Origin of the sequence: Phycicoccus sp. HDW14 (genome assembly GCF_011383005.1) — a bacterium.
Taxonomy (GTDB): domain Bacteria; phylum Actinomycetota; class Actinomycetes; order Actinomycetales; family Dermatophilaceae; genus Phycicoccus.
This window is the reverse complement of sequence record NZ_CP049935.1, coordinates 3,883,504-3,898,143: the sequence shown is the minus strand read 5'-3', so window position 1 is coordinate 3,898,143 and position 14,640 is coordinate 3,883,504. Positions and strand designations below refer to the sequence as shown.

The window sequence follows — 14,640 nt, the reverse complement described above, 5'->3', positions numbered from 1 at the left end:
TCGTACGCTGGCGTCGACGGGCCGCACCCCTCGTGGCCGGGCCCTGTCGAACGTTTCCGCTCGGTGCTCGATGGGAACTCCACCCACTGGTTGAATCGTGCGGGACCCGTGCGACCCACGAACGAGCGAGGCAGGACCGTGACGAGCACCGAGCCCACCACCGTCGGCCTGGAGGTGCTGCGCGCGGACCCCGACGCCCGCCTCCTGCTCGGCGAGGTCGACGCCCTGCTCGAGGACCTCATCGGCCAGCTGCGCGGCATCCTCCTCGAGGTCGGCGGCACCCCCGACCGCGATGCCGGCCCGCTGGCGGTCGACCTGGTCGGCGAGCTCGCCGACCGCGTCCGCCACCACGGCAAGCGGCTGCGCCCCCTCCTCGCGCGCTGGGGATGGAGCCTCGCCGGTGGCGGCCGGGCGGGGCACACGCGCGAGGCCCTCGTCGACGTCGCCGCCGCCCTCGAGCTGCTGCAGCTCTTCGCCCTCGTGCAGGACGACGTCATGGACCGCTCCGCCGAGCGCCGCGGCCGGCCCACCCTCCACGTCGTCTCGGCCACCCGCCACCGCCGCACCGACGGCCTCGGCGACCCCGACCTCTTCGGCGACAGCGTGGCCGTCCTCGTCGCCGACCTGGCCCTGAGCGAGGCCACGCTGCTCGCCTCCCGGGGCGACGCCCGCGTGGCCCGGGCCTGGCGGGTCATGGCCACCGAGCTCGTCGAGGGGCAGCTGCTCGACGTGACGCACACCGCCGGACGGGGGCGCGACCCCGAGGCCGCCCGGCGGATCGCCCGGCTCAAGAGCGGTCGCTACACGATCACCCGCCCCTCCAGCTCGGGGCCCTCGTGGCCGGCGCCGACCCCACCCTCGTCGAGCGGCTCGGCACCTGGGGCGACCTGGTCGGAGACGCCTTCGCCCTGCGCGACGACGTGCTCGGCGTCTGGGGCGACCCGCAGGTCACCGGCAAGCCGGCCGGCGACGACCTGCTCGCCGGCAAGCCCACCGTCCTCCTCGTCTGGGCCGCGGAGATGCTCGCCGCCGCCCACCGCCCGCTCCTCGAGGCCTGCGACGCCGGGACGCTGGACGGTCCGCAGGTCGTGGCGCTGCGCGAGGCGATGCAGGCCGCCGGTGTCCGGGAGCGCGCCGAGCTCGAGCTCACCGACCTCGTCGACCGCTCGCACGCCGCCCTCGACGACCTCGACGTCGACGGCCCCTCGCGCGCGGCCCTCGCCGGGCTCGCCGAGGCCGTCGCCTGGCGGTCGGTGTGAGGGTCGTCGTCGTCGGTGCCGGGCTCTCCGGGCTCGCCGCGGCCTGCCACCTCGTCGCGGCCGGCCACGACGTCACGGTGCTCGAGCGCGAGGACGAGGTCGGTGGCCGCGCCGGTGTGCTCCGGCTCGACGGGTTCCGGTTCGACACCGGCCCGGTCGTCATGACGATGCCCGAGCTGCTGCACGCGCCGATCCGGGCCGTCGGCGGGGACCCCGAGCGGCTCGTCCCGATGCGTCGCCTCGACCCCGGGTACCGGGCCGTGTACGCCGACGGCTCCGAGCTGCTGCTGCGCGCCGCGATGTCCGACCTGCGCGAGGAGATCCGCCGCCTCTCCGGCGAGCGCGACGCCGCCGCCTTCGACCGCTTCGTCGACTGGCTGGAAGCGTTGCACGACACCGAGTTCGACACCTTCATCGATCGCAACGTCGACAGCCCGCTCGACCTCGCCCGCTCCCCGTCGACGGCCCTGCGGCTGCTGCGCCTCGGCGGCCTGCGGGCGCTCGGGCCGACCCTCGCCTCGTTCTTCGAGGACGAGCGGCTGCACCGGGCCTTCGGCTTCCAGGCCCTCTACGCGGGCGTCGCCCCCGCGCAGGCCCGGGCGCTGTTCGCCGTCATCACGTACATGGACACCGTCCGCGGCGTCTTCCACCCCGAGGGCGGGATGCACGCCGTCCCCTCGTCGATGGCCACCGCCCTCGCCGATGCCGGCGTGCCGGTGCACCTCGGCGTCGAGGTCACCGAGGTCCTGCGCCGCGGCGACGGCGCGGTGGCCGGCGTCGCCACGGCCGACGGCGACCGCCTGTCCGCCGACGCCGTCGTCTGCACCGTCGACCTGCCCGTCGCGTACGAGCGCCTGCTGCCCGGCGTCACGGCACCCCGGGCGGCCCGGCGCGGCCGGTTCTCCCCGTCCGCCGTGGTCTGGCACGTGGGGGTCCGCGGCCTCCCCGGCCCCGGGTGCGCCACCACAACATCCACTTCGGCCACGCCTGGGACACGGCCTTCGAGGCCCTCGTCGACCGCGGCGAGCTGATGCCCGACCCGTCGCGGCTCGTCACCGTCCCGACCCTGTCCCAGCCGGACATGGCCCCCGCCGGCTCGTCGAGCCTGTACGTGCTGGAACCGGTGCCGCACAACGGGTCCGGGCTCGACTGGGGCGTGGAGTCGGGCCCGATGCGCGAGCGGCTGCTGGCCTTCCTCGAGCGCGAGGGCTACCCCACGGACGTCGTCACCGAGCGCCTCGTCACCCCGGACGAGTGGCAGGCTCAGGGCATGCACCTCGGCACGCCGTTCGCGCTGGCCCACACCTTCGGTCAGTCCGGCCCGTTCCGCCCCGCGAACGTCGACCGGCGCGTCCCGGGGCTGGTGTTCGCCGGGTCCGGCACGACGCCCGGCGTCGGCATCCCGATGGTCCTCGTCAGCGGCCGTCTCGCGGCGGAACGGGTGCAGGAGTACGCGGGTCGCGCGCTGCCGGTGCCCCGCCCACCCGTCGGGGCCACCTCGTGAGCCGGGCCGCCGACCCGCACGTCGAGGCCGGCTACGCACGTTGCGCCGCCGTCACCCGCGAGCACGGCACCACCTACTACTGGGGCGCCCGGCTGCTGCCCCGCGCGGACCGTCGGCACGTCTTCGCGGTCTACACCCTCGCGCGGATGGCCGACGACATCGTCGACCTCGCCGGCCCCGAGCCCGGCCCGGCCACGGCCACCGCGCTCGAGAACTTCGAGGCCCGCTTCCACGAGGCGGTGGCCACGGGCAGCTCGCCCGACCCCGTGCTGGCCGCCGTCGCGACCACCGTCCGCGAGCGACGCATCCCCGACGAGTGCTTCGACCGGTTCTTCGGCGCGATGCGCACCGACCTCACCCGTCGCACCTACGAGACGTGGGAGGACCTCCTCGGGTACATGGACGGCAGCGCCGCCGTCATCGGCGAGATGATGCTGCCCGTGCTGCACCCGACCGCCCCGGCGCGGTCCCCGGCGCGCGCCCTCGGGCTGGCCTTCCAGCTGACCAACTTCCTGCGCGACGTCGGCGAGGACCTCGACCGCGGCCGGGTCTACCTGCCGCAGGAGGACCTCCGCCGCTTCGGCGCCGACCCGCTGGCCCGGACGGCGACCCCCGAGTGGCGTGCGCTCATGGCCTTCGAGGTCGCCCGCAACCGGCGGCTGTACCGCGAGGCCGACGAGGGCCTGGCCGCCCTGCCCGGGGCCTCCCGGCGCTGCGTGGCGACCGCCCGCGTGCTCTACGCCCGGATCCTCGAGCGCATCGAGGACGCGGAGTACGACGTCTTCGCCGAGCGGGTCCGGGTGCCCACCCCGGCCAAGGCTGCTCTGGCCGCCCGGATGGTCCTCTCCCCCGACCCGCTGCGCCTCGTCGAGCGCGACCGGGCGGCCCTCCGGCCCGACCTCGGCTGGGTCGCCGACGACCTCGTCGTGCTCGTCGACGACGACGGCGCACCCACCGGGACGGCGGCGAAGTCCGCCGTGCACCACGACGCGACGCCGCTGCACCTCGCGTTCTCCTGCTACGTCGTCGACGACGCCGGACGCCTCCTCGTCACCACCCGGGCCTCGACCAAGCCGAGCTTCCCGGGCGTCGTCACCAACGCGGTGTGCGGCCACCCCCACCCCGGCGAGCCCCTCGAGGACGCCGTGCGCCGCCGCGCCCGCGACGAGCTCGGCCTGGCGCTGCAGGACGTGCACGTCGTCCTGCCGCGGTTCCGCTACCGGGCCGCGATGGGCCACCTCGTCGAGCACGAGGTCTGCCCGGTGCTCGTGGCGCGGGCCGACCCCGCCGACCTGCTGCCCGACCCCGACGAGGTCGACGACGCCGTGTGGGTGCCGTGGGCCGAGTTCGCCGCCGACGTCCTCGCCGGCCGGCGGGCGGTCTCGGCGTGGTGCACGGAGCAGGTGCCGCAGCTGACCGCCCTCGGACCGGACCCCCGCGCCTGGCCGTCCGCCCCGCTGCACGAGCTGCCGCCCGCCGCCCGCACCGACGACGTGGCGGGGGCCGGCTGAGCCGTGGACGACCGCTTCCAGTACCTGCTGCTCATGGCCGGGTGCCTCCTCGTCACGCTGCCCCTCGAGTGGGTCCTGCGGGCCCGGGTCTACCGACGTCCCGTGCGGCTGCTCGTCGCCCTGCTGCCCGTCGTCGCGGTCTTCGTCGCCTGGGACGTGCTCGGCATCGTCCGCGGGCACTGGACCTACAGCGCGACGTACACGACGGGGGTCCTCCTGCCGTTCGAGGTGCCCCTCGAGGAGCTCGTCTTCTTCGTCGTCGTGCCCCTGTGCGGGCTGCTGACGTACGAGGCGGTCGGCACGGTGCTGGGCGAGTGGCGACGCCGGAGGGCCGGCGATGCCTGAGTACACCGTGCTCGCCGCCCTGTCGGTGTTGGGAACCGTTGCCGTGGAGCGCTTCTGGCTGCGCACCGGCGTCTTCCGCACCGCGCAGTACTGGGTGGCGATGGGCATCGTCGCAGTGTTCCAGGTGCTCGTCGACGGCTGGCTCACCAAGCTGTCGGCGCCGATCGTGCTCTACGACGAGGCGCAGACGCTCGGCGTGCGCTGGCCGTGGGACATCCCGGTGGAGGACTTCCTCTTCGGGTTCAGCATGGTGACCCTGACCATCCTGCTGTGGCTGCGGCGGGGACGACGAGACGAGGAGCGGACGCGATGACCGGACACGAGTGGGTGCTGGCCGACGCCTTCGACCGGGCCGCGCCGACCTACGACGCGATGGTGGCCCTCTCCCCCGGCTACCACGGGCAGCTGCGGACGGCGGCGGAAGCCCTGGTCGACGGGCTGCCCTCGCGCGCAGCCGGTTCCGACCCCGTCGTCCTCGACCTCGGCTGCGGCTCGGGCGCCTCCACCCGGGCCGTCCTCGATGCCGCGCGCGCGGCCGGCCGCGGCGACCTCGACGTCACCGGCGTCGACGCGTCGGCCGGGATGGTCGCCGAGGCGCGTCGCAAGGACTGGCCCGCCGGCGTGCGCCTGGTCGTCGACGACGCCCTGGCCCACCTCCGCTCGCTGCCCGACCGCTCCGTCGACGGCGTCCTCGGCGCGTACCTGCTGCGCAACGTCCCCGACCGCGACGGCATCGTCCAGGAGGTCGCCCGCGTGCTGCGCCCGGGCGGTGTCCTCGTCCTGCACGACTACTCGGTGGCCGGCAGCCTCCGTGCCCGGGCCATCTGGGCCGCGGTGTGCCACACCGTCATCATCCCGCTGGCGGTGGTCAAGGGGTCCGACGTCCCGCTCCACCGCTACCTCTACCGCAGCGTGCGCGACTTCGACTCGGTCGAGGGCATCTGCCGGAGGCTCCAGACGTCCGGGCTCGTCGCCGTCCGCCACCGGTCCTACCCGGGCTGGCAGGACGGTATCGTGCACACCGTCGTCGGGCACGCCCCGTCGTGAGCCGTCGCACGCCACGCTGGCGTCCGGGCCTCGACCCGCGGGCCGTCTTCCACCCTCCGCCGGCCCCGCACCCGGCCCCCTACGGGCGCGCACCCGGTGAGCGCCACGTCGTGGTCGTCGGCGGCGGCATCGCCGGGATGACGGCGGTCCTCGGGCTCGCCGAGCGGGGGGTCGGCGTCACCCTGCTCGAGCGAGGCGACCGGCTCGGCGGACGGGTCGCGGCCTGGCCGGTCACCCTCCCCGACGGGTCGACCTCGGTGATGAGCCGCGGCTTCCACGCCTTCTTCCGGCAGTACTACAACCTACGGGCGGTCCTCCGGCGCACCGACCCCACGCTCGAGCGGCTGCGGGCGCTCGAGGACTACCCGCTGGTACGGGCCGGCGGCAGCGCCGACTCCTTCGCCGGGATCCCCCGCACCCCGCCCTGGAACCTCGCCGCCTTCGTCGCCCGCAGCCCGAGCTTCGACCTCGACGGGCTCCGCTCGGTCGACGTCGAGCAGGCCCTCGGGCTCCTCGACCTGCGCTTCCCCGGCTCGTTCACCGAGCTCGACGGCGTCAGCGCGGCCGCGGTCCTCGACCGGCTGCGCTTCCCCGACGAGGCGCGCCACCTCGCCCTCGAGGTGTTCGCCCGCAGCTTCTTCGCCGACCCCCGCGAGTTCTCCGGCGCCGAGCTGCTCGCGATGTTCCACCTGTACTTCGTCGGCTCCTCCGAGGGCCTGCTCTTCGACGTCCCCCGTGACGACTACGACGCCACGCTCTGGGCACCGCTCGGGGCGCACCTGCACGGGCTGGGGGTGCGGACCCACGTCGGACGCACGGTGACGTCCGTGGACGACGACCCCTCCGGCGGGCTCGTCGTGCGGCACCGTGGCGCCGACCCGGGGGGCTGCGACGAGCTCCTGGACGCCGACGCCGTCGTGCTGGCCCTCGACCCGGTCGGCCTCCGCGAGGTCGTCGCCTCCTCACCCCGGCTCGGCGACCGCGGGTGGCGCGAGCAGGTGGCGGGCGTCCGTTCCGCCCCGCGCTTCGCCGTGTGGCGGCTCTGGCTCGACGGCCTGGTCCGCCCCGACCGGCCGCCCTTCCTCGGCACGAGCGGCCACGGCCCGCTCGACAACGTCTCGGTGCTCGAGCGGTTCGAGGACCACGCGGCGCGGTGGAGCGCCGCGCACGCCGGATCGGTCGTCGAGCTGCACGCGTACGCCGTGCCCGACGGCACCGCCGAGGACGACCTGCGCGCCGCCCTGCTCTCGGCCCTGCACACCGTCTACCCCGAAACGACCGGGCTCCACGCCGTCCACGACGAGTGGCTGGTGCGCGCCGACTGCGTCCTCGTCGGCACCGAGCACTGGGCAGCGCGACCCGGTGTCGCCACCCCCGACCCGCGCGTCGTCCTCGCCGGTGACGCCGTGCGCTGCGACCTGCCCGTCGCCCTCATGGAGCGCGCGGCGACCACCGGCTGGCTCGCGGCCGACCGGCTGCTCACCGCGTGGGGTCTGCCCGGGCACGGCGTCTGGTCGGTGCCGCTCGGCTCCCGGCTCGGACCTGTGCCGTCCGTGGCTCGGCGGGGAATCCGTCTCTACCGCAAGGCCGTCGGCGCAGTCACCAGGCGGTGAAGCCCCCGTCGACGAGCAGGTCGGTGCCGGTGACGAACGACGAGCGCCACCCGAGGAGGAAGACGACCGGCTCGGCCACCTCCTCGACCTCGGCGAGCCGGCCGAGCGGTGTCTGCTCGGCGAACCCGGCGTTGACCTCCGGCGCGTTCGTGCGGGTCATCGCGGTGAGCGTGTAGCCCGGGCTCACCGAGTTGACCCTGATGCCGAGCGGCGCCCACTCGACGGCGAGCGCCCGGCCGAGGTGGATGACGCCGGCCTTGGCCGCCGAGTACGCGGCGTGGGTGACGCCACGGTTGACGACGTGTCCCGACATCGAGGCGATGTTGACGATCGACCCACCGTGCTCGGCCATGAGGTCGTGCTCGGCCTGGCAGGCGAACATCACGCCGTCGAGGTCGACCTGGACGACCCGGCGCCACTCCTCGGCGCCCATCCCCGCGGAGCCGAGCAGGCCGTCGACGCCGGCGCAGTTGACGGCGTAGGAGACCCGGCCGAGGTCGGCGGCCCCGGCGACGGCTCGACGCACACCGTCCCGGTCACGGACGTCGACCCCGACGAGGGCCGAGGCCACCCCCGCGGCGCGGCACACCGCGTCGAAGGCCGACGGGTCGGCGGACGGGTGGTCGACGCACAGCACGGCGACACCCCGCGCGGCGACCGCCTCCACGACGGCCAGGCCGATGCCCCTCGCCCCGCCGGTGACGACGGCGACCCGGCCGGCCTCGAGGTCCGGCCTCACACACCCTCCCCGCGGCGCCGGAGCTCGTACCGGCGGGCGGCGTACTCGAGGTCGTCGGCCCACAGCTGGCGCTGCGAGGCGCGCATCCCGACCTGCACCGCGCGCGAGAGCCGACGCGCGACCCGGAAGCCGGCGCGGTCGGACGTGGCGACGACGGCCTCGGTCATCACCGTGCGCGCGGGGTGCGCGCCGGGGGCGGTGAGCGGTGTCGCGTGCGTCTCGACGACGCTGCCCGTCCCCTCGCCGTCGACGATGGTCATGAGGACCGTGTGCGAGTCGGGGCAGGTGAACTCGGCCCGGACCGGCACGGCGAAGGTGCGCCCGAGCCGGTAGGCCACGTCGAGGACGAGCCGGTCGTCGGACGATGCCTCGTCGTCGACCCGCAGGTCGCTGAAGGCGTAGGGGTGCAGCCAGGCGCCGTGCCAGGGGTCGAGCCGGTTGGCGACGATGTCGCGCGGCTCGCAGGCGGCGACGAGGGAGACCACGGAGGCGATGCTCGAGCCCTGCGGCCGCCGGCCGAGCACGGGCTGCGGCGTCGGCTCGACGCCCGCCTCGACGGGCCCGACCCGCACCCACACGAGGACGCCGTCGTCGTGCGCGGCGAGGGTGTTCCACGGCGGGTCGGTGTCGCGGCCGAGCGGCATCCCGTGCCAGCGGCAGAGGACCGTGCCGTCGACGACGTCGCAGCCGTCGAGGCGCGCCCCGAGGTGCGGGCAGGCCCCGGGCCCGGCGAGCAGGCGTCCGTCACGGTCGCGCCAGAGCACCACCTCCCGACCGGCGACCGTGCGCACCAACGACCTCTCGCGCGGGACCTCGGTCGACGCCCCTGCCACGAGCCAACCACCGGTGGGCCGGGCCAGGGCGTCGGCGACCGAGCGGTCGATGCGCGCCGGGCGGGCCTCGCGCCAGGTGCCGCGCAGGTGGTCGGGTGTCGTCTGGGGCAGGTAGCGGACCGGCACGCGGGCCCGCACGTCCGCGCGCCACGACCGGTCGGTGCGCAGCAGGCTCATCGCCCCACGCTAGCCGCTGGGCCTCGCCCGGTCTGCCCCCTGACGCACGTCAGACAGCGGTCGCACGCGGGTCTGGCCGTGGGCCGGGCGGTGGGTCGAGACCCGGTCAGGCACGGGTGACGTGCAGGAGGAGCCCCTGGGCCGGCGCGAGGACGGGCAGCGGCAGCCCGACCTCGCCGAGCACCCGCCCGGACACCTCGACCCCCGCGTCCAGCGCGCGCTCGAACCACGGGGCACCGGCGGTCTGCACGAGCTCGGGCAGGCCCGCCTCGCGGCGCACCCGGACGCGGTAGCGCGCGTCGGCGTCGAGGCCCGGCAGGGGCAGCCGGCCGGCCGTGACGCCCCGCACGCTGGCCACGGCGATGACGGTGAAGGCGGCCTCCGAACCGTCCGGCGCCACGACCCCGCCGACGACGAGCGAGGGGTCCGGATGGTCCGAGCGCACCACGTCCCCGGTGTGGAGCAGGGGCCGGAGCTCGCGGTACAGACCCGACCACGCGCGCAGCCGGTCGAGCTCCTCGGGCGGGCAGGTCGTGACGTCCCACTCGAGGCCGGCGTGCCCGCCGAGCGCCACGAGCATCCGCAGCGACAGGTCGAGGTCGCGGTGCGTCGAGTGCGCCCGGGGCGGCCCGATGTGCGTGCCCATCCGCTCCGGCGGCACGAGCAGGCCGGTCCAGCGCTGGATGGCGACGCGCTCGAGGGCGTCGTTGCAGTCCGAGGTCCACACGCGGTCGGTGCGCGCCAGCACCCCGAGGTCGACCCGCGCCCCGCCGCTGGAGCAGGACTCGATCTCCAGGGCGGGATGACGGCGGCGCAGCTCGTCCATCAGGCGGTACGCGGCGAGGGTCTGGACGTGGACCGCGGGCCGGTCGGTGCCGGAGCCGTCGGTGCGCACCGCCTCGTGGAGGTCGCGGTTGTGGTCCCACTTGAGGAAGGCGATGTCGTGCTCGGCGACGAGGCCGCTCACCGCCCCGAGGACGTGCTCGAAGGCGTCCGGGTTCGCGAGGTCGAGGACCTGCTGGTGGCGCGAGGGCGCGGTGGGCCCGGACGCCGGCCCGAGCACCCAGTCGGGGTGCGCGCGCACGAGGTCGGAGTCGAGGTTGACCATCTCGGGCTCGAACCACAACCCGAACTCCATCCCGAGGGAGCGGACGTGCTCGACGAGCGGGCCGAGGCCGTCCGGCCAGACCTCGCGCGCGACCTGCCAGTCGCCGAGGCCGCGGGTGTCGTCGCGGCGCGCGCCGAACCAGCCGTCGTCGAGGACGAACCGCTCGACGCCGATGGACGCGGCGGTGTCGGCCAGGCCCGTGAGGCGGTCGAGGTCGGCGGAGAAGTAGACCGCCTCCCAGGTGTTGAGGACGAGGGGCCGCGGGCGGGCCGCCCGGTAGTCGGCCCCGGCGCGCTGGTGGCGGACGAGCCGTCGCGTGACGCCGTCGAGCCCGTCGCGTGACCAGGTGGCCACGAGGTCGGGCGCCGTGTACGTCTCCCCCGCCGCGAGCCGCACCTCCCCCGGTGCGAGGGCCTCACCCCCGCCGATGACGGCCGCGTGCGCCCCGGCCCCCTCGGGCAGCCGCTCGACGAGGTGCTCGTGGTTGCCGCTCCACGCGACGTGCACCGACCAGACCTCGCCGTGCCGGAAGCCGAAGCCGGAGGTGCCGGCGGTGAGCAGGAGCGTCGCGTCGTGCCCGGTGCGGCCGCGGCGGCCGGTGCGCACCACCGTGCCGTCGTGCAGCGGACGTCGTTGGGGCGATCGTTCGCGCAGCCAGCGCCCGGAGAGGTCGAGCACCTCGTCGGCTCGGGTCGGGAGCGGCAGGAGGGCGCGCAGGGCCGTGAGGTCGAGCGGAGGCGCGTCGGCCGGCGCCGTGGAGGTCAGGGCCGACGAGACGGTGAGGACCCCGTGGTCGTCGACGGCGTACCGCAGCTCGAGGTCGGCCTCGAGGCCGGCGGCCCGGGCACGCACGACGGCCACGCCCGGCCCCTCGGACGACACGGTCGCGGCCCAGCGGGGGCGGTGTGCCCACCGGCCCGGTGGGCGGCGATGCCGGGCGTGCCGAGCCAGCCGTCACCGCTCGTCGGCAGCACCGTGAGGTCCCACGGGTCGTCGAGGGCGTTGTGCGGCACCGGTCCCGGTCCGATCGCGACGAGGTCGGCCGCATCGGCGTCGGCGAGGTCGGCGCCCCAGTGGAGCACCGCGGGCAGGCCGGAGCCGTCGTGGTGCAGGACGACGGCGACACCGCCGCCGCGCAGGACGATCGTCGTCGAGGTCACCCCTTCGTCGACCCGAGGGTGAGGCCGGAGACGAACTGCTTCTGCAGGGCGAAGAAGACGACGAGGACCGGCAGCGCGACGATGATCGAGCCCGCGGCCACGAGGTTGGTGTCCGAGAAGAACTGTCCGCGCAGGTTGTTCAGTGCACTCGTCACCGGGTACTTGTCACCCCTCGAGATGAGCACCGTCGCCCAGAAGAACTCGTTGTAGATCCACGTGACCTGGAGGGTCGCCAGTGCCGCGAGGGCCGGGCGGACGAGCGGCATGGTCAGCTGCCAGTACTGGCGCCACACGCTGGCTCCGTCGAGCTCCGCGGACTCGTAGATCTCGTGCGGCAGGGTCTTCATGTAGTTGCTGAGGACGAAGGTGCAGAAGCCCAGCTGGAAGGCCGTGTTCACGAGGATCAGCGCCCAGAAGCTGTTGAGCATCGTGCCCGTCTCGCTCATGAACGCCGGCAGCGGGATCTCCTTGAACATCCGGAAGACCGGGATGAGCAGGGCCTGCGGGGGCAGGAGGTTGGCGGCCAGGAAGACCCCGAGCAGGGTGAGGTTGAAGCGGTACGAGAAGCGCGCGAGGACGAAGGCCACGAGCGAGGAGAGGAACAGCGTGAGGGCCACGGCCGGGATCGTGATGAGCAGCGAGTTCTTCAGGTGCAGACCGAAGTTCCCGCGGTTCCAGGCCTCGGTGTAGTTGTCGAGCGTCCACCCGCCGAAGGACAGGTACCCGTTGGTCTGCGTGTACGAGTACTCGCGGAACGAGTTGTAGAGCGCCCAGAGCAGTGGGAACAGCCAGATCACGGCGAGGACGGCCATGATGACGGTCGCGATGCGGCCGCGCCGGCGGTTGATGACCCCGCCGGACGGGCTCTTGAGGGGTTCCCCGTCGTCCCGGGGACGGCGGTGGGGCGGTGGCGGTGGTCATCGGCGCTCCTCCCGGAAGACGATGCGGAGGTAGATGGTGATGAACACCGAGGAGATGACCATCATGATGACCGCGAGCGCGGACCCGAAGCCGTACCGGGTCGCCTCACCGATCACGTTCTGCGACACCAGGGCCGAGATCAGCTCGAGGCCGTTGCGTCCCTTGTTGACGATCCACACGAGGTCGAACGCGCGCAGGGACTCGATGACGACGATGACGAGGACGATCATGTTGATCGGGCGCATCACGGGGAAGATCACGTGGAAGAAGGTCTTCACCTCGGTGGCGCCGTCGACGGCCGCTGCCTCACGCAGCGAGCCGTCGACGCCCTTCAGGCCGGCCAGGTAGATGAGCATGATGTAGCCGGTGTGTCTCCACGCCGTGGCCACGAGGACCGCCCAGAGGTTGACGTCCGGGTCGCCGTACCAGTCGACGTTGCTCCCGAACACCTCGTTGATCAGGCCCTGGTCGGTCGAGTAGAAGAGCTGCCAGATGAAGCCGACCAGGGCCAGCGACAGCACGACCGGGAGGTAGAAGGCGGTCTGGTAGAACCGGCTCCCCCACATCTCACGGTCGAGCACGACGGCCAGCAGCATGCCGAGGATGGTCGGCAGCACGAAGAGGAAGACCAGCCAGATGAGGTTGTGCCGGATGGCCGGCCAGAACGGCGGGTAGATCGTCGCGATGTCGACGTAGTTCTTCGTGCCGACCCACTGGATCGCGCTGAACTTGAAGCCGTTCCACTTCGTGAACGACAGCAGGACCGAGCCGATGGCCGGGAGCCACACCAGCCAGACGACGAGCAGGGTCGGGACCCCGATCATCAGCCCGATGACGAGGCGGTCCCGGCCGCTGTGCCTCTTCTCGACCCGCGCCCGCTGGCGTCGTGGTCGTCGTGTCGGTGTCGCGGTGGTCATGGTGTGCTCCCGGCCCCCGGCGTCAGCCGAGGATCGACTTGGCCTGCTGCTGGATCGAGGCCGTGATGCCGTCGATGTCGTCGGGCTTCTTGATGAAGTCCTGGAGCGAGGCCGTGATGACCGTGTTCGCGAGGTCGGCGTTGGTGTCGCGGTCGAGGAACTGCGCGATGGACTTCGCGTTCTGGACGACCTCGACCGACTTCTTCTGCAGCTCGCCGTACTTCGCCGTGCTCGCGGCCGTGTTGGCGGCGATGAACGGCGCGGAGGCGGCGTTGTTCGCGGCGTCCGCGGCCTCGGCGCTGGCCAGCCACTTGATGTACGCCTTGCCGGCCTCCTCGTCCTGCGCACCGGAGGCGACGCAGAACCCGTCGATCGGCGCGTCAAGAGCGTCGGACCCGATCGAGGCGTCCAGCTCGGGGAAGGTGAAGAAGTCGAGGTCCTCCTGCGCCTCCTTGGGCACGCCGTCGACGACGAAGGTGCCGAGGAGGTACATCCCGCAGTCACCCTTGGCCATCGAGGTCGCGGCCTCCTGCCAGGTGCGGCCGAGCGAGTTCTCCTGGTGGTAGGGCAGGAGGGTCTTCCAGGTGGCGAAGACGTTCTTGACCTCGGGGCTGTCCCAGGCCTTCTCGCCCTTGGTCAGCGCCATGTGGAAGTCGTAGCCGTTGAGCCGCATGTTGAGGATGTCGAAGGTGCCCATCGGCGCCCAGGCGTCCTTGGCCGCGAAGGCGAACGGGGTCATCTTCTTGCCCTGCATCTCCTTCATGAGGGCGGTGAGGTCGTCCATGGTCTTCGGCTGGGTCCAGCCGTTCTTCTCGAAGACCGACTTCCGGTGGAAGACCGCCCACGGGTAGTAGCTGACCGGCACGAAGTACTGCTTGCCGTCGGCCGCCGTGGAGGCCTTCTTGAAGGCGTCGCCGATGCCGTCGAGGGGCCAGACGTCGCTGATGTCGGCGATCTGCCCGCCCTCGGCGAACTGGGCCATCCGGTAGCCGGCGAACCACGTGAAGACGTCGTCCGGGCTGCCCTGGAGGTAGGTGGTGATGCTCTCCTGGAAGGTGTTGTGGTCGACGGCGTTGACCGAGACCGTGACGCCGGCCTTCTTCGCGTAGGCGTCGGCCATGGCCTGGAGCCGCTCGTTGGCCGGACCGGAGCCCTTGGCCTCGTTGATGCCGAACTTCACGTTGCCGGCCTTCGCGGAGGCGCCGGATCCGGAGCCGGAGGTCGAGTCGTCGCCGCAGGCGCTGAGCATCCCGGTGGCGCCGAGGGCTCCGACCCCCAGGGCGCCACGCAGCAGGGAACGGCGGCCGAAGCCGTTCACGGATGCCGGAAGGGTGCTCGAGAAGCGGCTCTCGCGCGGGTCGGGGCGGGCCATGGGTGTCTCCTTTGACGTGGGGCGTTTCCGACAACTTCGATCAGAAACGAACATCCGATGCGGCCGAGTGTGTCCAGTCCTGCCGGTGCTGTCAAGAGGTCTGTCCACGGTTTTCGGTCACGATTCGGTCTGTC

The 14,640-nt window shown here is 73.6% G+C and carries 14 protein-coding genes and 1 pseudogene; 8 read left to right on the top strand and 7 right to left on the bottom strand.

Annotation, left to right across the window (positions count from 1 at the left end; genetic code table 11):
* Positions 1-63: 63 nt before the first annotated feature.
* The 8 genes and pseudogenes from G7075_RS22170 to G7075_RS19120 all read left to right on the top strand — a co-directional run bounded on the left by G7075_RS22170 (position 64) and on the right by G7075_RS19120 (position 7,279).
* Positions 64-1,259, top strand: a pseudogene (locus G7075_RS22170) (polyprenyl synthetase family protein).
* On the top strand, positions 1,256-2,290 hold the full coding sequence (locus G7075_RS19145) for a phytoene desaturase family protein (RefSeq protein WP_240917761.1): 1,035 nt from the start codon (positions 1,256-1,258) through the stop codon (positions 2,288-2,290). Before G7075_RS22170 ends, G7075_RS19145 begins: the two are co-directional and overlap by 4 nt.
* The gene (locus G7075_RS21810; RefSeq protein ID WP_240917760.1) at positions 2,215-2,763 is read left to right on the top strand and encodes an FAD-dependent oxidoreductase; all 549 of its coding nucleotides are present in this window, start codon (positions 2,215-2,217) and stop codon (positions 2,761-2,763) included. Before G7075_RS19145 ends, G7075_RS21810 begins: the two co-directional genes overlap by 76 nt.
* Positions 2,760-4,274, top strand: coding sequence for an isopentenyl-diphosphate Delta-isomerase (gene idi, locus G7075_RS23225; RefSeq protein ID WP_371814125.1), 1,515 nt, complete (start codon positions 2,760-2,762; stop codon positions 4,272-4,274). Before G7075_RS21810 ends, idi begins: the two co-directional genes overlap by 4 nt.
* A 3-nt stretch (positions 4,275-4,277) precedes the next feature.
* Entirely contained in the window at positions 4,278-4,619 is a 342-nt protein-coding gene (locus G7075_RS19135; protein WP_240917759.1) for a lycopene cyclase domain-containing protein, read from the top strand.
* Positions 4,612-4,932, top strand: coding sequence for a lycopene cyclase domain-containing protein (locus tag G7075_RS19130; RefSeq protein WP_166124022.1), 321 nt, complete (start codon positions 4,612-4,614; stop codon positions 4,930-4,932). Before G7075_RS19135 ends, G7075_RS19130 begins: the two co-directional genes overlap by 8 nt.
* Entirely contained in the window at positions 4,929-5,666 is a 738-nt protein-coding gene (locus G7075_RS19125) for a class I SAM-dependent methyltransferase (protein ID WP_166124021.1), read from the top strand. The genes G7075_RS19130 and G7075_RS19125 overlap by 4 nt, the downstream gene beginning before the upstream one ends.
* Complete coding sequence (locus tag G7075_RS19120) at positions 5,663-7,279, top strand: FAD-dependent oxidoreductase (RefSeq protein WP_166124020.1); 1,617 nt, start codon at positions 5,663-5,665, stop codon at positions 7,277-7,279. Before G7075_RS19125 ends, G7075_RS19120 begins: the two co-directional genes overlap by 4 nt.
* Here G7075_RS19120 and G7075_RS19115 read toward each other — a convergent pair.
* The 7 genes from G7075_RS19115 to G7075_RS19090 all read right to left on the bottom strand — a co-directional run bounded on the left by G7075_RS19115 (position 7,266) and on the right by G7075_RS19090 (position 14,506).
* Positions 7,266-8,018 carry an SDR family oxidoreductase gene (locus G7075_RS19115; protein ID WP_166124019.1) on the bottom strand — a complete coding sequence of 251 codons (753 nt, stop codon included), beginning with the start codon at positions 8,016-8,018 and terminating at the stop codon, positions 7,266-7,268. The genes G7075_RS19120 and G7075_RS19115 overlap by 14 nt on opposite strands.
* A complete protein-coding gene (locus G7075_RS19110) occupies positions 8,015-9,028 on the bottom strand; it encodes a DUF5914 domain-containing protein (protein WP_166124018.1) in 1,014 nt (337 codons plus the stop codon). Before G7075_RS19110 ends, G7075_RS19115 begins: the two co-directional genes overlap by 4 nt.
* Positions 9,029-9,134: 106 nt before the next feature.
* Positions 9,135-10,997 (bottom strand): alpha-galactosidase, encoded by a 1,863-nt coding sequence (locus tag G7075_RS19105; protein ID WP_371814124.1) that lies wholly within the window; start codon positions 10,995-10,997, stop codon positions 9,135-9,137.
* On the bottom strand, positions 10,898-11,296 hold the full coding sequence (locus G7075_RS23220) for a hypothetical protein (RefSeq protein ID WP_371814123.1): 399 nt from the start codon (positions 11,294-11,296) through the stop codon (positions 10,898-10,900). Before G7075_RS23220 ends, G7075_RS19105 begins: the two co-directional genes overlap by 100 nt.
* The gene (locus G7075_RS19100) at positions 11,293-12,108 is read right to left on the bottom strand and encodes a carbohydrate ABC transporter permease (protein WP_166124017.1); all 816 of its coding nucleotides are present in this window, start codon (positions 12,106-12,108) and stop codon (positions 11,293-11,295) included. Before G7075_RS19100 ends, G7075_RS23220 begins: the two co-directional genes overlap by 4 nt.
* A gap of 105 nt (positions 12,109-12,213) precedes the next feature.
* Complete coding sequence (locus G7075_RS19095) at positions 12,214-13,134, bottom strand: carbohydrate ABC transporter permease (RefSeq protein ID WP_166124016.1); 921 nt, start codon at positions 13,132-13,134, stop codon at positions 12,214-12,216.
* A gap of 22 nt (positions 13,135-13,156) precedes the next feature.
* On the bottom strand, positions 13,157-14,506 hold the full coding sequence (locus G7075_RS19090; protein ID WP_166124015.1) for an ABC transporter substrate-binding protein: 1,350 nt from the start codon (positions 14,504-14,506) through the stop codon (positions 13,157-13,159).
* Positions 14,507-14,640 lie beyond the last annotated feature (134 nt).